This window comes from Muribaculum sp. NM65_B17 (assembly GCF_004793735.1).
Lineage (GTDB): Bacteria > Bacteroidota > Bacteroidia > Bacteroidales > Muribaculaceae > Muribaculum > Muribaculum gordoncarteri.
The window spans coordinates 215,361-239,711 of sequence record NZ_SRYY01000003.1 but is presented as its reverse complement, the minus strand read 5'-3'; the positions used below and the strand labels follow the sequence as shown (position 1 = coordinate 239,711).

17 protein-coding genes and 1 tRNA gene are annotated in these 24,351 nt (G+C 46.4%); 10 read left to right on the top strand and 8 right to left on the bottom strand.

The features are described from left to right. Positions 1-426: 426 nt before the first annotated feature. The 3 genes from E5354_RS05575 to E5354_RS05565 are packed head-to-tail and all read left to right on the top strand — an operon-like array spanning position 427 to position 6,141. Positions 427-3,636 carry a SusC/RagA family TonB-linked outer membrane protein gene (locus tag E5354_RS05575; RefSeq protein WP_135946724.1) on the top strand — a complete coding sequence of 1,070 codons (3,210 nt, stop codon included), beginning with the start codon at positions 427-429 and terminating at the stop codon, positions 3,634-3,636. Positions 3,637-3,670: 34 nt separating this feature from the next. Next, entirely contained in the window at positions 3,671-5,320 is a 1,650-nt protein-coding gene (locus E5354_RS05570; protein WP_135946723.1) for a RagB/SusD family nutrient uptake outer membrane protein, read from the top strand. Positions 5,321-5,349: 29 nt separating this feature from the next. Then, positions 5,350-6,141 (top strand): hypothetical protein, encoded by a 792-nt coding sequence (locus tag E5354_RS05565; protein ID WP_135946722.1) that lies wholly within the window; start codon positions 5,350-5,352, stop codon positions 6,139-6,141. A 134-nt stretch (positions 6,142-6,275) separates the two neighbouring features. Here the strand turns inward: E5354_RS05565 and era are convergent, their stop codons facing one another. Continuing rightward, on the bottom strand, positions 6,276-7,166 hold the full coding sequence (gene era / locus E5354_RS05560; protein ID WP_123395590.1) for a GTPase Era: 891 nt from the start codon (positions 7,164-7,166) through the stop codon (positions 6,276-6,278). A 192-nt stretch (positions 7,167-7,358) separates the two neighbouring features. Next, on the bottom strand, positions 7,359-8,798 hold the full coding sequence (locus E5354_RS05555) for an ammonium transporter (protein WP_135946721.1): 1,440 nt from the start codon (positions 8,796-8,798) through the stop codon (positions 7,359-7,361). A gap of 291 nt (positions 8,799-9,089) precedes the next feature. On the opposite strand from E5354_RS05555, the gene E5354_RS05550 reads away from it, so the two are divergent. Next, positions 9,090-9,171, top strand: a tRNA-Leu gene (locus tag E5354_RS05550). Positions 9,172-9,645: 474 nt separating this feature from the next. Next, positions 9,646-10,752 (top strand): carboxypeptidase-like regulatory domain-containing protein, encoded by a 1,107-nt coding sequence (locus E5354_RS05545; RefSeq protein ID WP_135946720.1) that lies wholly within the window; start codon positions 9,646-9,648, stop codon positions 10,750-10,752. Between the two features lie 33 nt (positions 10,753-10,785). Here E5354_RS05545 and mobV read toward each other — a convergent pair whose 3' ends face one another. The 4 genes from mobV to E5354_RS05525 form a co-directional block, all read right to left on the bottom strand. Next, on the bottom strand, positions 10,786-12,411 hold the full coding sequence (gene mobV / locus E5354_RS05540) for a MobV family relaxase (protein ID WP_135946719.1): 1,626 nt from the start codon (positions 12,409-12,411) through the stop codon (positions 10,786-10,788). A gap of 398 nt (positions 12,412-12,809) precedes the next feature. Next, complete coding sequence (locus tag E5354_RS05535; protein WP_135946718.1) at positions 12,810-14,153, bottom strand: YfjI family protein; 1,344 nt, start codon at positions 14,151-14,153, stop codon at positions 12,810-12,812. After that, positions 14,150-14,581 carry a helix-turn-helix domain-containing protein gene (locus tag E5354_RS05530; RefSeq protein ID WP_135946717.1) on the bottom strand — a complete coding sequence of 144 codons (432 nt, stop codon included), beginning with the start codon at positions 14,579-14,581 and terminating at the stop codon, positions 14,150-14,152. Before E5354_RS05530 ends, E5354_RS05535 begins: the two co-directional genes overlap by 4 nt. Before the next feature lie 853 nt (positions 14,582-15,434). Next, a complete protein-coding gene (locus tag E5354_RS05525; RefSeq protein WP_135946716.1) occupies positions 15,435-16,682 on the bottom strand; it encodes a tyrosine-type recombinase/integrase in 1,248 nt (415 codons plus the stop codon). 443 nt (positions 16,683-17,125) lie between these two features. Between E5354_RS05525 and E5354_RS05520 the strand changes: the two genes are divergently transcribed. After that, entirely contained in the window at positions 17,126-18,205 is a 1,080-nt protein-coding gene (locus E5354_RS05520) for a DNA adenine methylase (RefSeq protein WP_135946715.1), read from the top strand. 12 nt (positions 18,206-18,217) lie between these two features. Continuing rightward, a complete protein-coding gene (locus E5354_RS05515; RefSeq protein ID WP_135946714.1) occupies positions 18,218-19,303 on the top strand; it encodes a hypothetical protein in 1,086 nt (361 codons plus the stop codon). 178 nt (positions 19,304-19,481) lie between these two features. Here E5354_RS05515 and E5354_RS05510 read toward each other — a convergent pair whose 3' ends face one another. Then, a complete protein-coding gene (locus tag E5354_RS05510) occupies positions 19,482-20,033 on the bottom strand; it encodes a hypothetical protein (protein ID WP_135946713.1) in 552 nt (183 codons plus the stop codon). Position 20,034: 1 nt separating this feature from the next. Beyond that, entirely contained in the window at positions 20,035-20,526 is a 492-nt protein-coding gene (locus E5354_RS05505; RefSeq protein WP_168353833.1) for an RNA polymerase sigma factor, read from the bottom strand. A 258-nt stretch (positions 20,527-20,784) separates the two neighbouring features. Here E5354_RS05505 and E5354_RS05500 point away from each other — a divergent pair, with 258 nt between their 5' ends. The 3 genes from E5354_RS05500 (at position 20,785) to E5354_RS05490 (ending at position 24,124) form a co-directional block, all read left to right on the top strand. Beyond that, entirely contained in the window at positions 20,785-22,482 is a 1,698-nt protein-coding gene (locus E5354_RS05500; RefSeq protein WP_123395575.1) for a hypothetical protein, read from the top strand. Positions 22,483-22,892: 410 nt separating this feature from the next. After that, positions 22,893-23,354, top strand: a complete 462-nt coding sequence (locus tag E5354_RS05495) for a hypothetical protein (protein ID WP_135946711.1) — start codon at positions 22,893-22,895, stop codon at positions 23,352-23,354. Then, a complete protein-coding gene (locus E5354_RS05490; protein WP_135946710.1) occupies positions 23,351-24,124 on the top strand; it encodes a hypothetical protein in 774 nt (257 codons plus the stop codon). The genes E5354_RS05495 and E5354_RS05490 overlap by 4 nt, the downstream gene beginning before the upstream one ends. Positions 24,125-24,351 lie beyond the last annotated feature (227 nt).

Here is a 24,351-nt window from a genome sequence, read left to right as displayed (position 1 = left end):
CCTTACAAAGTTAGTACAAAAAGCTGTAATATAAACAATTTGTAGCATTTTTTTTCTTTGTTTTAACATTTTGGCACCGTTGAAAACGCACTCATTTGCACATTTCACCACCGATATGCTCCTAATAATCACATATTTATACGTATCTAAAATTATTCATGTTCAAAAATCCATTTTGTCATTTTAAATAAAATAAGCTAACAGGAAAATTTCACATTTTATGGCTCAAATAGCACTATTTTAACACAATTGATGTTGCAAAAGCGGGAAGTAACGCAGTGGGAATCGTTTGATTAGACGCGCACAGAATCACCGATTAGTATCTCTCGGCAAAAGATACTATCCAAATGTGCAAATAAGGCTTAACATTAAGCTCAGTTCTATACAACATTTAAAAACTTTATATGTCTAATTAAAAATTGTAGTATGAAGAAGTTCATTCTTTTACTTTTTGCACTCCTGACCGTGACGGCCGTGTCGGCACAGACACGCACCGTGACGGGAACAGTCGTGTATGCCGGCGACGGCGAGCCGCTTCCCGGCGCGACCATCCTCCCCGTAGGTGGCGGCCTCGGAACTGCTACCGACATCGAAGGCGAATTTTCATTGAAAGTGTCGTCAAGCGTCACTAAACTCCTGGTATCCTACGTGGGAATGCTCACGCAGGAGGTGCCCATCACCGACGGGCACATGACCATCCGTCTTACCAACTCGGAGAACAAGCTTGACGAAGTCATGGTAGTAGCTTACGGCACAGCCAAGAAATCGGCCTACACCGGTGCGGCATCAGTGGTAAGCGCAGCCGACATCGAGGATCGCCTCGTGTCCAACATCACCAACGCCCTCAGCGGTACGGTGGCCGGTGTGCAGACACTCAACAGCAACGGCCAGCCCGGTACATCGTCGACCGTGCGCATACGCGGTGTGGGCTCAATCAACGCATCCATGACTCCCCTCTATGTGCTTGACGGAATGCCCTACGACGGCGACATCGCAGGACTCAATCCAGCCGACATCGAGTCGATGACTGTGCTCAAGGACGCAGCCGCAGCCGCCCTTTACGGAGCGCGCGGTGCCAACGGTGTAATCCTCATCACCACAAAGCGAGGCAAGGAAGGCAACGCCAAGGTGACATTTGACGCCCGCTGGGGTTCCAACTCACGCCAGGTGTCAAACTACGATGTCATCACAAGCCCCGAGCAGTTCATGGAGCTCACCTATGCGGCTCAGCGTAACGCAGCCATATACCACCTCGGCTACAGCGCTGCCGACGCACATGTCTACGCCAACCGCAAGCTTCTCGACACTTCCGAGAACGGCCCCATAGGTTATCTGATCTACACAATTCCCGACGGACAGTCGCTCATCAACCCCGACGGAACATTCAACCCCAACGCCACACGTGGCTACAGCGACGGCACCTACTATTACACCCCCGACGACTGGAGCAAGGCCACATTCCGCAACGGACTCCGTCAGGAGTACAACGTGAGCGTGTCGGGAGGCAATGACCGATTCAACTATTACGTGTCGGCCGCCTACCTCAACGACGAGGGTATCATCGACAACTCGGCATTCGACCGTCTGTCGACACGTGCAAGCGTCGAGTATCAGGCCAAGAAGTGGCTGAAGATCGGCACCAACATCTCCTACTCGTTCAGCAAGTCAAAGTATCCCGACCTGCAGACCGAAAGCGGTTCATCGGGCAACGCCTTCCAGGTGGCCAACTACATTGCACCCGTCTACCCCATCTTCGTGCGCAACGCCGACGGCTCGCTGATGATGAACACTACCTACAACCGTCCTGTATATGACTACGGTGACGGACAGAGCACCAACTTCACCCGCGCCTACATGTCGATGGCCAACCCCGCGTCGTCGCTTCTCTACGACACCGAGGAGTATCTCACCGACCTGTTCAACGGAAAGTGGTTTGTACAGATTACACCCATCGAAGGCCTCTCGATTACCGGCAACGTGGGATTGACAATCGACAACACCCGCACCCACATCATATCCAATCCCCTCTACGGACAGTCGGCATCCTACAACGGTCAAGCTCTTCAGGTGGCCGAGCGCATCAAGGGACTCAACCTGCAGGCACTTGCCAACTACCGCAAGACATTCTTCGACAAGCACACTTTTGACTTCCTCCTCGGTTACGAAAGCTACGAGTGGAACGACGAGTACACCCAGGCCATCGGTAACAACCTCTACAATCCCGGCAGCTGGGCGGTAAACAACACCCTCAACGACGACCGACGCAAGGGCTACGGCTCCTACGGTGCCTACTCTACCCGCGGTTACTTCGGACGCATCAACTACGACTTCGACAGCAAGTACTTCGCAAGCTTCAGCTACCGTCGCGACGGTTCGTCACGCTTCCATCCCAAGAACCGCTGGGGTAACTTCTACTCCGTGTCGGCAGCCTGGGACATTGCCCACGAAGCATTCATGATGTCGACAAGCGAGTGGCTCGACCAGTTGAAACTGCGCGCGTCATTCGGCCAGCAGGGTAACGACGGCATAGGCAACAACTACGCCTACCTCGACCAGTTCACCATTTCAGGTGCCACCGAGTGGAGCGACGGACTGCTGAGCTACAAGGGAAATCCCGACCTCACATGGGAAACATCCAACGCATTCAACGTAGGCGTCGACTTCAGCCTGTGGAAGGGAATGCTCAGCGGTAGCGCTGAATTCTTCAACCGCCAGACGAGCGACATGCTCTACAACAAGCCCGTGGCTCCGTCGCTCGGTTACTCATCGATACCGATGAACATCGGCTCGATGCGCAACAGCGGTTTTGAAATAGAGCTGAACTACCGTCCCGTAACCACACGCAACATCACATGGGACATCAACTATAACGCTACATTTGTCAACAACAAGATCCTGAAACTCGCTCCCGAACTTGAAGGAGAACTCATCTCGGGCTCACGCATCTACCGCGAAGGCGAGTCGATGTATCAGCTCTACATGGTCAAGTATGCAGGCGTGGATCCCGCAACAGGACGCGCACTCTACTGGGGCAAGGACGCTGAAGGCAACGAGTTCCCCACCACCGACTGGTCGGTAGCCTACAACGGCGACACCGCTTCGGGAGCCCAGGCCAACCGCTGCGCCACCGGCAACCTTCTTCCCGTAGTCTACGGAGGTTTCGGAACTACGCTGAAAGTCTACGGTTTCGACCTCGCCATAGCATGCTCCTACCAGCTCGGAGGCAAGATATTCGATTCGGGCTATCAGGAAATGATGGGTACCGGCACATCGGGCGAATACGGACAGACATTCCACAAGGACATTCTCAACGCATGGACACCCGAGAATCCCTACACCGATGTTCCCCGTCTTGACGCCGAGGAAGCCTACCCCTTCTTCAACTACACGACAACTCGCGGTCTTATAACATCCAACTACCTTGCCATCAACAACATCACCTTGGGTTACACGCTGCCCTCTTCCGTCACCAAGCGCATAGGCATCGAAAGCATACGCGTATACGGAGCAGCCGACAACCTCGCTCTTTGGAGCGCACGCAAGGGCCTTGACCCGCGACAGAGCTACACATCATCGACAACATCAACCTACACTGCAATGCGTTGCATATCGGGTGGCGTGAAAGTCGTGTTCTGATAATGATTAACAACCAATTGAATTTTATTGAACAATGAAACTGCTTAACAAGATATTTTCCATAGCCGTTGCGGGAATCGCCGTGGTCGGATGCAACGACCTCGACACCGCCCCGATGGGAAGCACCATCACCTCCGACCAGCGCGAGGAGGTGCTTGGAGGAAACCCGGCAATGGCCGAGGCCGGAGTCAACACCATAGCAAGTAACTTCAAGCAATACGGAAAGGTCTACTCCGACGAGCACACCGATTTCGGATACCCCTCGATAATGCTTGCTCTCGATGTGAGAGGCGCCGACATGGTGAGCGCCTACACCGGCTACAACCGTTATTACGCACAGGTGGCCTACAGCGACATTACCGCAGGTTCATCGATTACCAACATTATATGGTACACGATGTACAAGCAGATATATGCCTGCAACAGCCTCATCTCATCGCTCGACAAAGAGTCGACCGACAAGACCAACATGTACTATCTCGGTCAGGCCTACGCCGTGAGAGCTTTCGACTACCACGTACTCGCACAGCTCTATCAGCACACCTACCTCGGCAACGAAACCAAGCCCTGCGTGCCCATAATCACCGAGCAGAACGAAGCCGAGGCTGCCGCCAACGGAATGCCCCGCGCATCGGTTGAGGATGTCTACACTCAGATTCTGGGCGACATCAACACCGCAATCGAACTTCTTGAAAACTCGGGCCGACTCGGCACCACCTCACGCAACGACAAGAAATTTGTCACCGCCTCCACCGCTCACGGACTACGTGCACGTGTCTACATGTGCATGGGCCGTTGGGACGAGGCCGCAGCCGACGCTCAATATGCCATCACCAACTCCAAGGCCACTCCCTACAGCTTTGACGAGCTTTCGGCTCCTGCTTTCAACTCGGGAAGCGAGCACTCATGGATGTGGTCGGTCAACATCGAGCCGTCCGACCGTTGCGTCACCACAGGTATATGCAACTTCCCGTCGATGATGGGTTCGCTCTGCTACGGATATGCATCAGTAGGCGGATGGCGCCGCGTCAACCAGAATCTTTACCGCACACTCTCGAAAACTGATGTGCGCAGCGGATGGTGGATCGACGAGAGCGGAAATGGCAGCTATGCCGGCATAGCGTCACTTCCCGTGTCAAGCTCTCTGTCCAAGCAATCATGGTACAAGGGACAGATGCAGTGTGACGAGTATCTCTACTACCTTTCGGGAGGCTCAAGCAGCTACCTCCAGGTAAAGTATGCTCCTTATGAGAATCTGATGTACCAGAGCAACAACGCCTGCGATGTGCCGCTGATGCGTGTCGAGGAGATGTATCACATCATCGCCGAGGCTCAGGCAATGGGTGGAAACCCGTCGCTCGGAGCACAGACACTCACCAACTTCGTCCAGACCTATCGCGACCCCGATTATGTGTGCACCGAGGCATCGGCCGAAGGAGTACAGAATGAAGTATATCGCCAGCGTCGCATCGAATTCTGGGGCGAGGGACTCGGATGGTACGACATGATGCGCCTCAAGAGAGGTGTTGATCGCCGAGGAGCCGGATTTGCCGCAGCGCAGACCTACAACATCCCCGCCGGCGACCCGTGTCTGATTTTCCAGATTCCGCAAGGCGAGCAAAACGGCAACCCGCTGCTCGGAGAAATCAATCCTGCGGCTACACGCCCGAGTGCGGTGAAGTAACAATCACTCAACTTTAACCATTCAGAATAATGAAATTCTTAAAATCACATATTGTTTTTGCCCTGGCTGCAATGGCCGCATTGTCGTCGTGCAGCGAGGACGGATACTGGGATCAGTATTCCGAAGCCGACAACAAGTTCAGCTTCCAGCAATCGAGCGTATCCTACAAGTACAGCAGTCCCGATTTCCCGTCGACCATAACGGTTCAGATAACACGTGACGACTCCAACGGCGAGGCTACACTCCCCGTAACCGCCACAACCGACGCTGCGGGAATCTCATGCCCCTCGCAGGTCACATTCCCTGCCGGAGTCAGCTGCGTGGAATATCCTATAACTGTCGATGCAGCATCCATCCCGTTTGCCGAGGACATAACAGTGAAACTGGCAATTACCGATGATGACACTTCGATTTCGGGAATCGGCGCAATCACAGTCAGCCTGTACAAAGACTTCACATGGAACTACATAGGCGACGGTGTCTACACTACCAACATATTCGGCGACCAGTGGCCTCAGCCCGTCTATCGCGCACAGGAGAATCCTCAAGCCTTCATGCTTGAGAATCTCATCGCGACAGGCTACAACATCTGGTTCATGCTCGACGACACCTACTCGCAGGTACAGTACTACCCGCTTCAGGCCACAGGCTACTACGACCAAGGCGACCTCACCTACTATCTTCCCAATCTGAGCCAGTCCTATGTCGACGGCGACGATGTAGTGTTCCTTCAGCAGCTCGCCTACTACAGCGGTGCCAATCTCGCACTGCTCGCCCGCAGCTGGGAGTCAATAACAATGCCTGCCGGTTGGAACAACTGATTGAATAAAAGCAACAACAATCCTTAAAGACAGCAGAATCGGAGAAGTCGGTAAAACGGCTCCTCCGATTCTCATTTTTTTACATCTGTGGATTTATGCTGTCGCGTGACATGCCGCCCGGTGGCAGGCAGTCGTCACTCTATGTATCCGAACGAACGCAGCTTGTTTTCGCGGTTGCGCCAGTCCTTCTCCACCTTGACAAACAGTTCGAGATAAACGTGCTTGCCAAAGAAGGTTTCGATGTCCTTGCGGGCCTCGGTGCCTATGCGCTTGAGCATTGTGCCGCCCTTGCCTATGATAATGCCCTTCTGTGAGTCACGCTCAACGTAGATCACTGTCATTATGTGGATGGAGTCCTCCTTTTCCTCAAATTTCTCCACCACGACCTCAACCGAGTAAGGCACCTCCTTGTCGAGATTCAGCAACAGCTTCTCGCGGATTATCTCGGTGACGAAGAATCGGGCCGGCTTGTCGGTCAGCGCATCCTTACCGAAATATGGCGGAGCCACGGGAAGCAGCTCGATGATGCGGTTCATCAGCGTGTCGGTGTTAAACTTCAGCTTGGCCGATGTGGGGAACACCTCGGCGTTGGGAAGCAGATCTTTCCAGCGACCCACTATCGACTCCAGTTCATCGTTGCCCTTCAGCAAGTCAATCTTGTTGATGACAAGCAGCACGGGCACGGTTTCCTTTGCCACCTTTGCGAGGAAGTCGGCATTCTTGGTGGGATCCTCTACAACATCGGTCACATAGAGCAGCACATCGGCGTCGGTCAATGCACCCTCCGAGAACTCACGCATAGCTTCCTGCATCTTATAGTTGGGCTTCAGCACTCCGGGGGTGTCGGAGAACACTATCTGGTAGTCGTCGGTGTTGACTATGCCCATTATGCGGTGACGCGTAGTCTGCGCCTTTGAGGTTATTATACTTATACGCTCACCCACAAGGTCGTTCATAAGCGTCGATTTTCCCACATTTGGATTGCCTACGATGTTAACAAAACCCGATTTATGGTTTTCGTTCATAATACTTGAATTTTGTATGTTAATATTCTTTTTCTATCCTATATAACAAAAATCGAGCCGAAAGTTATCGTCATGTCATTAAAAAAGAGTGCGTGACATGATTAAAGTACAAAATCCGGCCGCGACATCATGGCCGCAACCGGATTTTGAACCGAAATAATGATAAGGATTAGACTCCCTTCGGTTAGGGGATCAACTCTCCTCCATGCCTCTGAACCACTCATCGACTGTAGGGGTATCCTCGGCAAGGCCCGTGACGCCCTCTATGCCGTACTCCTCGTCATGTTGCGAGCGGTCAAGGCCGATTTCCTCGCTGCGGCGTGAAACTCGCAGCGGAACCAACTTGTTGGTTATCCAATAAAGACCGTAACTCATTAAAAACGTATAGGCAAACACCATCAAAAGCACCAGGATGTGATTCCAGAAAAATTCGGTGCGCGAAATCATCTCGGCATCGCCGGCTGCAAAAAAGTCGTATGCGAATATTCCTGTCAGCACCGTTCCCAGAATTCCGCCAAGTCCGTGAGTGGGAAACACATCGAGTGCATCGTCAAGCATCTGTCCGTAACTCTTCCAGCTCACTGCCATGTTGCAGCATATCGTTATCACGAAGGCTATGAACACGCTCTGTCCCACAGTGACCCATCCGGCACACGGAGTGATGGCGACCAGCCCCACAACGGCACCGATGGCCGCTCCCATTGCCGACGGCTTGTGGCCGCGCAATGCGTCAAACACCACCCATGTAACCATGGCCGTTGCAGCTGCAGTGTTGGTGTTCAAGAATGCCGAAACCGCGATGCCGTCGGCGGCAAGCGAGCTACCGCCGTTGAATCCGAACCATCCCAGCCACAGCAACGCAGCTCCAAGCAACACAAACGGCACATTGGCCGGCTTGGCGTCACGCTTCGATGAACGCTTGCCGAGAAATATCGCTCCGGCAAGAGCCGCAATACCCGATGCGGCATGAACCACGATGCCTCCGGCATAGTCATGCACATGAAGCATGGCAAACAAGCCGTCAGGGTGCCACGTGCAGTGAGCAAGAGGACAGTAGACAAACACCGTCCACAACACCATAAACAGCAGATAGCCCGCAAAATGCACTCGCTCGGCAAAGGATCCGGTGATAAGCGACGGGGTGATGATGGCAAATTTCATCTGAAACAGCGCAAACAACGCAAGCGGAATCGTGGTCGTGGCAATGCCAATCTGACTCATGCCCTCACGGCTCGGATCGGTGACATTGAGCACTCCCACATTCTCAAACATGAAGAAGTCGGCAGGATTGCCTATGACATGCCACACATCATTTCCGAAAGCGAGGCTGAACCCAAACACAACCCAGATTACACTTACAAATCCCATGACAATGAAACTTTGAAGCATCGTCGAAATCACATTCTTGACCCTGACCATGCCTCCGTAGAAAAACGAAAGCCCCGGAGTCATCATCAACACAAAAATAGTAGCGGTTATCATCCATGCCACATTGGCATACAGATGATCGTTAGGCATATCGAAAATGCCTTCTCCGGGACTAACAAACAAGCCAACAACGCTAATGGCAATCATAAGCACAAATGCCGTGAGCCATCCTAAATCAATCTTTTTAGCTGTAAAGAAACTCATAACAACAATAAGTTAAAATCATTTGGCACAAAATAAGTCAAATGATATTAAAATAGCAAATATTTTAGCAATTTTCTTTAAAATATTTCATAACGCATTCATTTTTCTAATATTTATCACCTATAAATATAAATATGTCATCACACATAGTCATGTTATACAACCATTTCAACCATTATCAACACTTGTTCCTACATCAAAAACAGCTGTCAAAATTGCCTGTTGTCACAAAATTAGTCGCTCCGATATTGCACAAGAGAAAAATTGTCATTACCTTTGCACCGCAAAGAAGCCCAGATGGCGGAATCGGTAGACGCGCTGGTCTCAAACACCAGTGGAGCAATCCATCCCGGTTCGATCCCGGGTCTGGGTACTGATAATGACTGTTAATCGCTTGATTTTCAGTCATTATTTTTGTTTGGAGGTGTACTAAAAGTGTACTAATCGGCAAAATAAAGGCAAACCGATAGTGTTGATTTAGCGATTTTTAAGGTCTATTAGTTTTATTTAATTCTATTTGTTTGCCTAAAATTCTTTTACAAGGCACTTTCCGTCACAAATAAAATCCGTATATTTGCACTTGATGAGATATATCTTGTCACGACATTTTGGAAAATAAGAAGCATTATGCTTATCTTGAACTTGAAAACGTGATTGCCCTAATATGCTTATTGTCAAAATGAACGAATATGCAGATGAAACTGAGAGGAGTAGAGGTGTCTTGATTGACATGGAATGTAAACAAGATGCCAAAATAACTCTTTCAGCAACGCAATACCCCACAAACACGCCCATATTCAACTGACAACCAGATTATTACAATACACAAAACTACTAATATATAATTATGAAATACTATATAATTTTACTGAGCATAATATCCATATGCTATGGTGTGGTGTCTGCTAAAACTTCAATAAGTGTCGTTGACAAAAACGACAACTCTCCATTAGCAGGGGCAACTGTGATAGACAAATACGGTATTATAATAGGCATAACAGATGATGACGGATGTATTTCTGTAGACAATCAAGGAGATATGCAAATCACAATCCGTTATATGGGATATAAACCTGTAACAATCTCACCTACAGATACTATTAAACTTAGTCCTGCGACATACGAATTGAGCGAAGTAATTATTCAGCCAATAGAACGTCCAATAAAACGAATTTTGTGTTTTGCTCGTGAATATAGCAGTGGAATCGCGGGGTCAGACACCATGCAATATTACTGTGAGTATATGGCAGAAGCATTTGTTGCTGATGGTAAGGTCAAAGGTTATAAAAGTTTTGATGCAAGACCAACCGCAAAGGGTTATAAGCGATATGCACGTATTTCTAAAAATGGCAATGATAGTATCTTTATTCCTAAATATGATGATGATATTGCTGAACTTTCGTGGTATGATTTTATGGCGTTTGTTCCGACGGATAAAATAGTCTATCCAGAGGCAATTAAAGCTGGCGAAGAAACTGATACAATTTATGGTAAATATGGGCCTCAATTCGTATTTAAAAGAAAAAATAATATCTTTACAAAGACAGCCGATGTATTGAGTAATCACAAAAACCGAAAATGGTCTCCCTTTATATTTAAGCTTATTGGAATGACTGTTGACATTGATAATGGAACTTGGAATTTGACTTTCGCAGACAATGGCTCTAATTCTGTTGGAATTCAGGATTTTATAAGCGGGACTTACAATATACATCTTGTTGGTAAAGGAAAATGGATTAAAAAGATTTTCAATACTACCCATCCAATAGACATGAACTCCTACTTGGAATTATATCCCGTAGATCTAACTAATTGCACTATTGATGAATATAAAGAGTTCCAAAAAGATTACGGTCGGTTGTCATTCCAATACCCAAAAGATTTACAACCCATATCTCCTGCTGTATCAAGACTTGTTAAAGCAATTGAAGATAAGTACCTAATTGAAAATTAGATGAAAGCCGCCGAGTTTAGTCGGCGGCTTTTTTTAACGGCGCATTCCTCGGCTTATGGTTTGTTTCAGTGATTGCCACAGGTCTTTGAACCACTGAAAAATATTCTTGCCGTTAATATACAGACGGAATTGGTTGCCGTCCTTCGGGTCGGGCTTGATTTGAACTTCAGTGCCTCCAACATCCGCGTATTCCTGTTTTGTCGGGTCGTATAGTTTTTGCCCGGAATTGAATACGCGGGGGTTACAGTCAAGCAAAGCCTTGATTGTTCCCTCAGACATTCTCACGCTCTCGCAATCAAGAATTGCGGGCATGAGCAACTTTACAGACGGAAAGTATTTTTCAATTCGGCTCATCTGAGAATCGAAGCCACGTTTGAAACTATCATGCTGTTCCTGCTGACGGCGCATACTGTCACGGAGATTGCCGATTTCACGGCTGCTCGTTTCTCTTTGAGAGGACATCTGCAATTTCAGGTTCTCAATGGTGCGGTCGCGGTCGGCAATTTCGGATTCAAGCCGCTTGGTCTTTGACCCGGTGAAGATGTTGGCGATGTTGCTCACCGCCTCTTTCTTCTGCCTGTCGCGTTCGGCTTTCGCCTCTGCCGCCTCCCTCTTGGCTACCTCGGTTTCCCTCTTTGCCGTTTCCGTTTCTTCCTCACAAGCCTTTTTCTCGGCGGTGAGTTTTTTCCTGTCGGATTCTATAACGGCAAGTTCGCCGGATACGCGCTCCTTTACCTCGGTGAGTTCCCGATTTTGGGCAACGAGAGAAGAATTGCTGCCGGACAAAGATTCATTCTCGGATTGCAGCCGCTCATTGGCATCGGTGAGTTGAGCGTTCTCTTGGAGCATCTTGGAATTGTAGCCTTCAATAAGAATTTTCTTGCCCTCCAATACCTTTGTCTCCCGTTCGGTCTTCTCCTTTGCAGCCTTCAACGACCTGTTCTCAATACTCAGCACGCTTTTCTCAATGGAAAGTTGGCTTACATCATGTTCGAGGTCTTTTTTCTTCCGTTGGCAATCGCGGTAGTATTCGTGTTGGTCAACATGACGCGCCTCCGAACCTCTCACTCCACGCTCCAACCCAAAACGCTCCATCGCCTTTGCGTAGGTGTCTTGGAACAATGTGAGGTTGTCGCGTGTCATGATGTCGTCGGCACTCAGCCGGGGGCCGTTCTTCGGCTTGGTGCGGTAACGCTTGGTGGCTTTTGCCTCGCTCGCCTTCCGTCTTCTCTCGGTGGTCACGATAGGCACGACCGTCACATGAAGGTGCGGTGTCTGCTCGTCCATGTGCAGGTGTGCGCCCACCACGTTGGCTGCTCCGAATGTTTCCTTTGCCCAGCCGACACTCGCCTCCGCCCACTCGTTCAACCTGCCTTCATCGGCAAGCCGACGCAGGGCTTCGCCGTCGGACGAAAGCAGAACATTGAGTGCGAGGACTTGGTTCTTGCCGACCTTGCGCGTCAGCCTGGCATGGTCGATGCGGTGCTGGATAGCCTCGCCCAATCCTACTACACCGTCGGGATATTTGATGAAGTCATCGCGGTTGAGATGACGCAATTCGGGGTGGGCGTTGTCGGGCTGTGTGCTTCGCTCGATGTGTCGGGCGATGGCGGTGCATGACCCGCTTGCCTTCATGATGTGGAGTACAGCGAAACTCATGGGCAAGCGTGGTTATGTTGTGGAACAATCGGAGCGCACGGCTTCATTAGAAGTCGTTCCGGGGTTCTCCAAGGGGTTGCCCCCTTGGGCTCAGTAGGGATATTTTCAGCGTAACGGAACGGTATGCGGCTCGGAAAATTCCCTAATGAGCTAAGGAATTTCCGGATGGCGTAATTTCCGTGCCGCCGCAGCACGGATGGAACTGCACCTCCATAGAGGTGGCGCAGTGGTGTACTGGCTATACTGATTATAGCGGGTACGGCAATGAAAAAACAATGTTTCACGGGACATTCAAATTTTTGACGTGAGAAAAATACCCCCTTGCATTTCTTGCATTTTTGCACAATCGCCCAGCGGGGAGAAAATGCAAAAGTGCAAGAAGTGCATAGGGGTACTTATCAGATTTTGGAATAGATCCCGTGATTGTCACGGGTAAAGAATACACCTCGGCGGTCGCTCAAAAATTTCTTGAAGGTGCGTTCCTTCATTCCGTTTTTGGCGGCGATCGCCACGCCCTCGGCGGTGGTGAACGTGTCCGGCAAATCGGACAACACCGCGGCCTGAATCTCGGTCAGAGAATCCTCGCTGACGATACCCTGCACCCCGGCTGCTGTCACCCGGAAATATTCCGTCAGCCGGATTGCTCTCTCAACGGTGGCAACCTCGACGACCTTTTTCTTTTTGCCGCTGCACGCCCAATCAGCGAGAGCCAACAAAAGACAAAAGCGGACGGCGTAGATCTCCAATTTGCTTGCGATGGAAGTCAGCGTGTCACTACCGTCAGTGTTGCACCTCTCTGTGACCTCGTTCTGCCAGGAGAAAAGACAGTCGAGTGCTTCCGGCATGAAAGGCACAATCTCTGGCTCAATCTCGCCATGCTCCGTAGTCTTAGGGGCGATGTCAATCAGTCTGCCGAGGATAGACCTCCATTCGGCGGCGATGTCGAAAGAGGGAGCCTTGCGGTCGCGGTTCCATTTCACCTTTTTCTGGTCGGACGGCATAACGTAGAGTATGCGCTCCATGAAGCCGTTGGCGTTGCGGTTGTTTCCGGCAAGTTCGCCAAGCACTTTCGGTTGGATAGTACCGATGACGCAGAGAAAAGGGTTCTTGATGAACACGCCGCTCTGACTGCTCTTGCGGTCGGACATGGCTACCTTGTGGTTGAACACCGACATCCAGAACTCCGATTCCGAACCGTTGTTGTATCGGTTGAAATTCTTGAACCATCCGGCAAGCTCATCGGAAACGAGGCACAGGCCGCGAGGATTCTCCGAGAGAATGCGGTGGACGGCTTCGGGTGTCACGTCCTGCATGGTGAACCGCTTTCGGATTGGCTCTGCCGGATTGAGGTCATAACCGTTGGCTGCCCTTTCTTTCAGTGGTAGTTCCATAGCCGCATTGTAGCGTTTCAACGCCTCGGTATGGAGTGCCGCCTGCTCCGCGTCGAAGTCAATCAGAGGCTGCATTGCGAAGCTCAGAGGGTGGCTCTTGTTTGAGCCGGGCGAGCCGACAAGGGCAACGAAAAGAATAACATACTCTTTCCATCCGTCCATGTGTTCCACCGCGTGGGTGTTTCCGACTGCCGATGCCATTGCCGTGAGCATAGCCCCTGCGAGGTAATCTTTCGGAAAGCCAAGAGTGGCATGAGCCTCGTTGATTATCTTGCGGAGTTTGTCGGGCAGCACATCAACCGGAAAGTTGTTGCCGACGCTCTTTTTCTTTTCGGTGGTTTCCTTTTTCATCGGCGACCTCCTTTCCTCGTTGATGTTTCAGCCGGAGTGAGAACCCCGATTGCGTTGCCGTCAATCAGTCGGTTTTCCGCCCACTGTTGCAGTTCGGATTTGCGGAAATGCAGTTTGGATCCGAATTTCTGGAATGGGATAGTTCCGTTGCTCGTTTCCTTGTAGAGCTGCCCTTTGGATATGGGGTAGCCGTTGGCGTTGAGAAATTCCAACGCCCCTTTGGTGTCGAGCGATTCGCATTCATTCTGCCTGTCCTTGCGGGCTGCGTTGGCGATTGCCGCGAGCAGTCCGTTCTCGGTGAGGTATTCCTCAACCGCACCCTTCACAATGAGGCTAAGAGCCTGTATGAAGGGCATAGTCATAAGTTCCTGCATGTTCATTACTTTGGATGGATTAGTGGTGATGGGGGTGTTTAGCGCATTAGGCATACACATTTGGTCATTAACTGATGGGTGTTCATCATACTGATGCGGGGGGTGTTGTCAAAAATGTTAATCAATGCCGCGCAGCCTTGACTACACCCGGAGGGAATAAGCCGCTCGGCACTTGCAAAATTAGCGACGGTTCACCGTCATTGTTATACGCAAAATGGCGAAAATCACTGAAATATGGTTTGTTTCTCCCTCAATATCACCGTTCAGCAAGGGCAATAGAGGAGCTGACACTTGCCGTGGGTGTGTTGGCACTTGTCACAGCGAGGTCTTGATACAGATGTTTTTTCAGTGAGATTCGCCCTTTCACAAGGGGCAGGCATGGCAGAGGGGAGCAACTGATGCCGTCTGTACCATCACAGCGGTTTTAATCAGTGCGTCCGACACATCGACTGCAATATGCCGTTACTTTCAACAAAAGAAAAACCGCAATGGTTCGTACTGTCCGGCATTGTCCGATTTATTCCGGATTATGACTGATGTGTTTTTCTTTCAGCGGTTTTCCGATGTTGGCACGGCAAAGGTAGAAATGGCAGACGGATTGTGCAAGTATTCAGCTACTTGTGAATTTCAATGACTAATATCTGGCTGTACTTGACTAATTGCCGTGCCGTTTCTCTATATAAGTTACTCAAAATTTTCGGAAAATGCAAATGTGGGTTGGATTCAAGTGGCAGGTAAAGTAAAAGACGCCGGGTATCCCTCCCAGCGTCCACCACTAAATCCACGTCAAGTAATGAAACAAAAACATTTATGACGTCGAATTATATCGCAAAGTTATCCATTTCTTCGCGACTTACAAAATCCATAACGCTTAACACTGTGATTTTGTGCGATGAAAAGAAAAAAATCATTCGGCGGTAGAGTAATTAACCGCACCAAGACTATTTATTGCCTGAACCATCAATCCGTCATTAGCTCGGGTGTATTTCTCCGTGTGCCTTAGGCTGCTGTGACCGAGTAATGTTGACACCGTTTTGATGTTTGCCCCACCGTTTAGCAGATTCACTCCGAAACTATGACGGGCGCAATGCCAAGTAATATGTTTATCAATGCCAGCACGTTTTACCCATCGTTTGACCGCTTTGAGGCAAGCGGTGTGAGATGGCAGTGGGAAGATGATGTTATCGCGTTCCTCTGCGGATATTGGTTCTCCTACCAATGAAAGAATATCATCGTTAAGAGGAATAATGACCCCACTTGCCGAGCTATGACCTTTGGTCTTGTTCTGCTCGAAAATAAGCAACTTGTTGGCATAGTCAATATTTCGGAAAGTTATCGTACTCACATCGCACCAACGCAAGCCACAAAAGAGGCTAAAAAGAAATGCCCGCTGAATCACAGGATTCTCGTTGGCGTAATGGGTTGCCATAAGTCGTTTGATTTCATCAAGCGACAGCACTTCTTTTTTCAGCGTCTTTTCATCAATCCGGATTGTTATTCCGTCACATGGACTTTTGGGCAGTATGTCTTTCTCAACCGCATAATTCAGCACCTTTTTGAAGCGTTGGTATATGGATTGTGGCCCCTCGCCTTTGCCGTGGGCTTGCAGATATTCCACAAAGGCAATCATCATTTCTTTTGTCAATTGCTGAGGACGGATGATTTTGTCGTACATAGCATATCCGGGCGTTTCTTGAAGGAAAGCACGGAAACGGCGATGCGCCAACTTAATCATTCGCTTGTCTGCCTTTGTATAGTTTTCGATATATTCCTCAAAGAAAGAGTGAAAGTTGGCTATTCGCTCTTTCTTCAAGCGATAACCCTCACGGTCTTCAAGAAGCTGCTGCTCTCGCTCAAAGCGAATCTTTTCTGCGAGGGCAAGTGTGTTCTTGTTTTGGAGGCGTTCCTGCTGTGTGCGCGGAGCTATCCAGATGTAGAGGTTGAGGTTTTCTTTTCGTCGGTCGTGCTTGATTTTATATTTTGGCTTACCAGCCATAGCTCCCGATGTGTAGTACACCGGATTGCCGTCCTCGTCAAGTACGGGAGTTTCAGTACGTCCGAGGTAAAATTCAAGATAGAGGCTCGCGCGCCCATCGCTAAGCTTCGATTGTTGGAGCTTGGGGTTCTGTTTGTTCTTTGTCTTGAGATTTGCCATAGAGTAATTATTTCTTTGATACAAAGTTACCAATTCAGAAATAAATTGTAAATTTGCATTAAAGAGTCGTTAACAGTTCTATAACAACCGAGGTGTACTAAAAGTGTACTATTTGGCAAAAATAATAGAAAACAACACTAAATGGATAGAAATGGAATTGCGCTTAACACGTTGATGTTCATTAGAATGAGTTCTAACATATTCTATCCGTTTTCTACCATATATCCCGGGTCCGGGTACGCAAAAAAGGGAGCAGAACAATCTGCTCCCTTTTTTATGCTCTTTTGCCACACTACTCGGACTAAGACAGATTAGGTTTAAGGGGGATTAATTGACATTCGTACTTGCAACTCATTGTCCAGCCTATAGATAAGGTCAAGCATCCTATTGTTGGAAACAGTTATATGTTTGTATAATTCAAATATTGTTTCTAACTTTGCTTTATGCTAACAAATCAGTTAATACAGCCTTCTTTATTTGGGGAATATGATTTCATGGACATTAAATTCCCCAAACCTCAGTACCTAGGGGCTAAATATATTCATGGAGAATGGATTACTCGGCATATACCAGAGTGTGCTCAGGTTGTATTAGATGCTTTTAGCGGTTCGCAATCAATATCCTTTCTTTGTAAACAATTGGGTAAAAAAGTTATTACCAACGATTTTTTAAAATTCAATAGCGAAATTGGCAAGGCTCTGATTGAAAATAAAAACGAAATACTCATGCCCGAGGATATTTCAATCCTTTTTTCTGATAATTCTGATCCAAAAGAATACAATCTGATGGAACAGCTTTTTACTAATATATTTTTCGTACGTGAAGAAACTAAATTTTTAGATGCCTTTAGAAGTAATATCGATAGACTTAAGAATAAATATAAAAAAGCGTTGGCTTTTACCATTATGAATAGAGCTTTAACTCGCAAAGTGACAATGGGGCATTTTGCTCATACCCAAGCTTTAGTCTATGCTGCCAACCCCGATAGAATAAAACGAAATCGCAGCCTTATAAGACCAATTAAAGATATATTTTCAGAATTAATATCGGAATATAACAACGCTGTGTTTGACAATGGATGCGAGTGCATTTCATGCAATGAAGATATCATTAAATTTCTGCCGACCTTGTCGAATATAGATTTAGCATACTTTGATCCTCCATATTGCAATAGCCATGCAGATTATCAAGGATTTTATCATCTATTGGAAACATATACAAATTATTGGAAAGATAAGGAGTTTATTAATGGCACAAAAAGATATAGTCCTAAAAAAGAAAGCGGTTTTGAAACTAAAAAAGAAATAATTGGAAGCTTTAAAAAATTATTTTCTCTTTCCAAAGATATTCCATATTGGTTAATTAGCTACAACGATAGAAGTTACCCAGACATACAAACTCTTGTTGATTTGATTAGACCTTATAGGAAAGTATCGATAGACAGAAAACTTTACCAAACAGGAAGAGGAGGTAAAGGAAGTGTTGCAGGCAGTAATGAAATTTTATTGGTATGTGAACCATAATAAATGTTATATATGAATGGATTTGAAAAATGGGATATTGCATTCAGAGAACAAAAACTGGATGTCTTTAACAATAATATAGAAGGACTTCTATGGCTAAAAGTCCGAGCAATTTGTCGCGGCAGACAATTAAAAGAATTTTTAGCAGAAAATAATATCACATTAAATTCCACCAAAGTATCAGATCAAAATCGGGAATTGTTTGATATCTTGATAAATCGAGTCGATGCTTCTGTTATACTTGACAGATTTTTACAATGTATGAATCATGAATGGTATAATGAAATGGGAGTGGATATTCGACAGCTCAAAGAGGATTTATACAAAGTTCAATATTATTCTTGGGGTGGCGACCAAAACAACTCACTTGATAAATATTTTATCAGTCGATATGTTAAAATAATCAGTAAGTTTTCAGAATTGCAGAGCAGACAATCCGAAATTGGCGCAAATGCATGGAATTACGTACAAAACAGCTGGTATAATAATTGGACTTCTTTTATCATTGAATCATTGTTTAAACAAAATCCAAGAGTGATATCCGCCGTTGGAGAGATAAAGAGTGTAGATTTTTTCATTGATGAATATCCGATTGATTTAAAAGTTACTTTCTTCCCTAATCAATTTATGGAACAGAAGCTTAAGAATATTTTAGGAACATCTGAAAAATCATGGTTGAAAAAGAAATGCAAGAATCTTGGAATCTCATGTGATACAAAAGCCTCGGAACCACAACAAATATATACGTTAACAGAAAAACTAATGGAAGTTGGCCGAAGCGATATAATCAGAGAATTAGAGGTCGTTCGAGGCCAAATAATCGAAGAATCTCAAAGAAATCCTATTGAGCTAATAAGGTGGCTGTATGAGAATCAAGGCGAAATGCGCTTTGGCGCTGAAAATCGATTATACCTTGTTCTTGCAGACTCCAATGATTTTACGCAAGCTTGGAAAATGAAGAGGGCATTTTCTTTAATCGAGCCTAAGATTAAACAATATATCGAGAGCTTCTCTTCAGCTTCTCTAAAAAAAGTACAGTTTGAATTCAAGAAAAGAAAGTATTCAACTCTCGCTGATATTTTATTTATCGTAAAATGATTATATGTGTTTCCCTGGCTCAGATATCTAATGACGCATTTCCCATAACCTGTCTAAATCAGCCAAGATTGATCCTAATACGGCACAGTTGGGTACAGATAAGAGCTGACAATCACGTGATTGTCAGCTCTTATTCTTTTATAGCGTGTACTCAGAGAGTGTACTGACGACAAAATGTTTATTCCTTTATGGAATTGAGGTCACGGAACAGCTTTATGTACTGTGGCCATGTATGGACTATGCCGTAAACGATAGCAAACAGTATAGTAGCAACCGTTGCCCAAAAAGCTGTTTGGTTATAACTCCAAAAAGATTGGAAAAGGAGCGTGAAAAATACCGCGAGGCAAACAATGAAAAACACCTCTCCTGAGATCATCATCAATTTTATGCTCGCTGTCCGGGAAAATAGTTTGGCCGGAGGGAGAGCTGCAATATCGATACGGTTTAATTGGGAGTACACGAAAATATACCATACCGCACCCACAGCAAGACAAACAGCCATGCAGATTTTGAGATAGTTGGGAAATGATTGAGGTTCTATGTTGCCAAGTGCCATTGCAGCGAAAACAACAGCGATGACGATACATGACACGAATCCTTGACGGATTTTTTTGAGTATCTTGGTTTTAGCCGTTTGAGAAGCTGATACATTTATTTTGATGTCAGAGTTGGTCTTTGCGAGCACCTGCTCAAGCGTAGACATACTTTTTTTGAGTTCGTCGAGTTCCATATTACATCTGTTTTGAGAGTTTATCTTTAATTCGGTGGATTTTAACGGCAACTGTGTTGCGTTTAAGGCCGATGATGTCGGCAATTTCATCATACGAATGCTCGTCAAGCCAAAGGAGCATGATTGCTTTCTCAATGTCTTCAAGTCGGTTAATCAACGATTGAAGCGCTTGAAGATTTTCTCTTTGCACATCATCGGCTTCTGATGAAATGTCAAGAAGTCCGAAATTAAGCGACACGGTTTCGATTTTGGGCTTTGACGAGCGCAAGGCCATGAGTGCCGAGTTTACCGCTACCCTGTAAATCCATGTTGACATCTTACTGTCACCTCGAAACTGTTTTAATCCCAGCCAGATGTTGACATAGATTTCTTGCCGGAGGTCATCAAACGGCAATTTGTCGTTAGCATAAAAATAGCTGACTTTGTTGATGATTCGGGAGTGCTGCTTTATGAGCGAGGCAAAATCCCTTTCGTTAGTTGGTGGGTCTGTCATACTTCTTTTGTTTTGTTTGCTTTGCCTCGTTAGGTGCATATTTAGCCCCGAAAGTTTCATAAACACGAATTAATTTTTTGATTCTCAACAAAGTTAGTAATAATCAAGACTCTACACATTCTATAATGCCCCAAAAGTCTATAATGTCTAAAAGTGTACTGCCGGAGAACGGAGCTACCACCGACATGAGGTTATAAATAAACATGCATTGAAAAATAATAGCTAATTTTGCATTATCAACCAATCAGACATGCATAAATGAAGCTTAACATATCCTCTAAGTTGTTGATTATTCTGTTAGACGCAGTATTCTCCTTCTTCCTGTTTCAAATAGTTGCAGGACTATTGGCCTATTTTTACTATATGCCTCCTTTAAACGACTTTTTGGCTACATGGGTATTATATTATATAGTAAGTTACATAATATGTCGCCGAACTTTGGGACAATATTTCTTCAATGCCGGAATTATAGACTTCGGCAATAAGAATTTATTCGCACTCCGCCTTATATTGAGAGAATTAACTTCCAGTTTGCCGGCTGTAATACTTCTGCTGTTCGGATGGAACCATTTGTCACCAATCCGATTTTTAGCAACACTTCTCATTTGTAGTATTTTCGCTATATTCCGAAAGAAAATATTCAGAATTAAGGTTGAAAAGATGGCGCAGTCATATTCATCGGATGAAAAGCGTGTTTTTAAGAATATTGCATATACATTCATTGTGCTGATCATTTCAGCAACTGCGGTCAGAGCCATTAACACACTGGCGACCAATGACAATCTATTGCTTAAGGAACGACCGATGTGCGCAGTGCCTCGTCCTTCAGGTCATTCGGTTGGGAAATATGTCGACTTTTTACACGAGAATAAATCTGATATTAACGATTATATTTTCAGCTTGTTTGATAAATACGATCATGTCATTCTCTGTGAAAGAGCCCATCCGGAAATGACACAATATGATATGATTTATAGTATTGTGAGTGACAATCGCTTCGTGGATAGTGTCGGGAATGTGTTTACTGAAATTGGCTGTGTTGATTCGCGTGAAGCATACAAAGCATTTCTTGATAGGGAATTTAAAAACGAAGAAGAAGTGGACAGCAGTCTGGCATCTTTTATGACTGTCAACCAATCAGTTCACTTGCTATGGCCTAATACCAACTGGTTCAACTTTCTCAAAAGATTGTACTATCTCAATCACGGGAAATCCACAAAAGTAAATTTACTCTTTGCCGACCGTAATTGGATTGACAGGTCCGAGCTTGATAGCAGAGATAGTATTATGGCTGAAAATATTGTTTCAACGCTAAAGAACGACAGTCTGAGAAAATCCTTAATCATAATGAATTACAGGCATGCCTATCTCACCCCCGAAAACTGCGGCTATTATGTTTCACAGGCCTTCCCCGGCAAAGTGGCCAATGTGATGATTAACACAGGAAGTGTCAGCCTAATTGACCTGCTATTTGGAAAAGAAACCATGCTCCCTACCTTACACGGTAAATGGGATGCCGCTTTCAAGCAGGTCAAAGATTCGGATTGTGCATTTGACTTTGACGGCTCTCCTTTCGGGGAGGATGAATTTGACCATTTTGTCATGCCTTGGAATCATGTGCGTGCTTTAAAATATAAGGACATGTTCACCGGCTTTATCCATTATAAAGCACCTGAGGAACAATTTACCAACATCGGCTATAATCATATTTTTGACCCTGACAACGAGAAGCAATTAAGAGCCAGGGAGGCTGCACTGAAAGGCTACTCATTGGATTACTGGAAAGAGCAGCTAAAAAACGGAATAACTCGTCAGGAAGGCATGGATATATATTATAGCTCCGGCAGTATTGAGAATCAAATTTATATCATAGTGTGTGCTGTTGCCGCTATTCTAATAGGCCTTATGGCTCTGATAAGCTATTGCCGAATTTCCAAAATGAAGTCTAACATATAGAAAATTTCATGTCTGATGTCGTGGCATTGAAAAGATGCTTATATTTGTAAATCACGACAATATATAATATCGCGCTGATGACGATTGACCCGCCGGCAAATACACAATTAAGGCCGCGCTAAATCCCAAGCTTAACAGGAACAAGCCCGGAACCTATCGGCTGTACAAACAAATCCAATTCACCGACGAGCAAGCTCCCGTGTGGTTGATGACCGAGTTCCTGTTGGAATAACGGCCGATTGCCACAATCCTGCCGACCAAGTCAGCAACAACCTCAATCACTTTGTATCCTCTTTTGGCCAACAATTTATGCCGGTACATGATTCAATATTGCAAAAATTGTATAACTTTGCCGATGGGTCAATCGTCATCAACCCGCTACATAAAATCTTATTGGAGGCAATCCCTAAATGAAATCAGCAATCACATCTCTCTTGGTCATCGCCATCACGCTATTAGCATCGTGTGACAATCGCTCGGGCTATCTCGACGACGATCAGCAATCGACTGTCTTAATGCTCACCGATGTGGAGTGGCTGCTGTCATATTCCCGCCCAAGCATCGGTGATGAGCAAAGCTACGACAACGAAACGCAGATTTACAAGTTTGACCGCACAGGCAAGGGATGGGTCGCCAACGGATCATTTACCGACGCTTCAATAAAGGAAAACACGAGATACTATCAGTGGACATTCACCACGGGAAACTTTACGGTCATCTACATGACGGGCAATGCGGTGGATGGTTACTGGCTTATTGAAAAACTAACCGCCAATGAGTTATGGGTGGAATGGGCACAACAGGATCCCGTGATATATCCCGATCAATATAATACCCTCTACAAATTTAAAGCTCGGAAATCAACAAAATGAAGTCACTTAACATTTTCACAATCACCTTGCTCTTCATAATGAGCCTGCTCACAATCGCATGCAATGACGACGACAAGGAGCCTGAAGTATTCCCTATACGCTTTACGCATCAAGACTATACCATCCTGTTTGGCACAACCGCAAGCATCGATTTTTATGACGGCGGCGGTGTTTATGAACTTGAGGCAAGCAATCCCGATGTATTGGGTAAAGTCACCATTGACTTGGAGAACCATCAGCTGAAAGTGTTTCCTGCAAGCGTGGGCGAATCCTCGTTGACAATTACCGATGTGAATGCCCACAGCTCGGTCACGCTGCGGTTTACCGTAGAGGATTTCTATCTCTCCTTCAGGATTGATGAAATCACCGGTGAAAACGCCAACTCCTATTTGACCAAAGGAGGTGAAATCCGATTCATCAGAGATGAGGAGAACACCAAGCAGGTAAAAATCATGCGTCACAACAACCTGACCCATCAAATGGAATATGTGGCAAACGGACATTTTGACATCACCCAAAGCTCTACCAACATATTTACGCTTGACATGGCCCTCCATTCAAAACGCGAAGAGGAGCTGGAAGCATTCAGCTACACCATAGGCGGCGATTGGGAATGTCTTAGGCTGTTTGAATCCTACTTTGGGTATGACTGGGGCACGAGCATAGCATCCAAATCGCTACCTGTAAAGCAACTCGAAATGACCCTGACCGACACATTCAACGACTGCAAAATAACCTGCACAATCCAGCCCTTCAATCCCAACAAATAGCCACCACCGGTGGCGCAAATCCCGCCGGTAGGGACGCGATACATCGCGTCCGCATCGAAAAAGGACAATATTTGCGCCCGTATCAAAAATGGTAATGTTTATTTGCGGACGCGATGTATCGCGTCCCTACTTCTTCCATCAATTCCATATTCAACAACAAATTCAATAATTATCAGCGTCTTAACAATTATTAACTACGAATTATCGTTATAACTATAAGCTGTAGG

Excerpts from the sequence above, each read along its gene's own strand:
- E5354_RS05530 (WP_135946717.1), bottom strand. The coding sequence starts at position 14,581 with ATGCCTAATGCGCTAAACACCCCCATCACCACTAATCCATCCAAAGTA.
- E5354_RS05555 (WP_135946721.1), bottom strand. The coding sequence starts at position 8,798 with ATGAGTTTCTTTACAGCTAAAAAGATTGATTTAGGATGGCTCACGGCA.
- E5354_RS05515 (WP_135946714.1), top strand. The coding sequence starts at position 18,218 with ATGAATGGATTTGAAAAATGGGATATTGCATTCAGAGAACAAAAACTG.
- E5354_RS05545 (WP_135946720.1), top strand. The coding sequence starts at position 9,646 with ATGAAATACTATATAATTTTACTGAGCATAATATCCATATGCTATGGT.
- E5354_RS05490 (WP_135946710.1), top strand. The coding sequence starts at position 23,351 with ATGAAGTCACTTAACATTTTCACAATCACCTTGCTCTTCATAATGAGC.
- E5354_RS05565 (WP_135946722.1), top strand. The coding sequence starts at position 5,350 with ATGAAATTCTTAAAATCACATATTGTTTTTGCCCTGGCTGCAATGGCC.
- era (WP_123395590.1), bottom strand. The coding sequence starts at position 7,166 with ATGAACGAAAACCATAAATCGGGTTTTGTTAACATCGTAGGCAATCCA.
- E5354_RS05535 (WP_135946718.1), bottom strand. The coding sequence starts at position 14,153 with ATGAAAAAGGAAACCACCGAAAAGAAAAAGAGCGTCGGCAACAACTTT.
- E5354_RS05520 (WP_135946715.1), top strand. The coding sequence starts at position 17,126 with ATGCTAACAAATCAGTTAATACAGCCTTCTTTATTTGGGGAATATGAT.
- E5354_RS05525 (WP_135946716.1), bottom strand. The coding sequence starts at position 16,682 with ATGGCAAATCTCAAGACAAAGAACAAACAGAACCCCAAGCTCCAACAA.
- mobV (WP_135946719.1), bottom strand. The coding sequence starts at position 12,411 with ATGAGTTTCGCTGTACTCCACATCATGAAGGCAAGCGGGTCATGCACC.
- E5354_RS05575 (WP_135946724.1), top strand. The coding sequence starts at position 427 with ATGAAGAAGTTCATTCTTTTACTTTTTGCACTCCTGACCGTGACGGCC.
- E5354_RS05505 (WP_168353833.1), bottom strand. The coding sequence starts at position 20,526 with ATGACAGACCCACCAACTAACGAAAGGGATTTTGCCTCGCTCATAAAG.
- E5354_RS05495 (WP_135946711.1), top strand. The coding sequence starts at position 22,893 with ATGAAATCAGCAATCACATCTCTCTTGGTCATCGCCATCACGCTATTA.
- E5354_RS05570 (WP_135946723.1), top strand. The coding sequence starts at position 3,671 with ATGAAACTGCTTAACAAGATATTTTCCATAGCCGTTGCGGGAATCGCC.
- E5354_RS05510 (WP_135946713.1), bottom strand. The coding sequence starts at position 20,033 with ATGGAACTCGACGAACTCAAAAAAAGTATGTCTACGCTTGAGCAGGTG.
- E5354_RS05500 (WP_123395575.1), top strand. The coding sequence starts at position 20,785 with ATGAAGCTTAACATATCCTCTAAGTTGTTGATTATTCTGTTAGACGCA.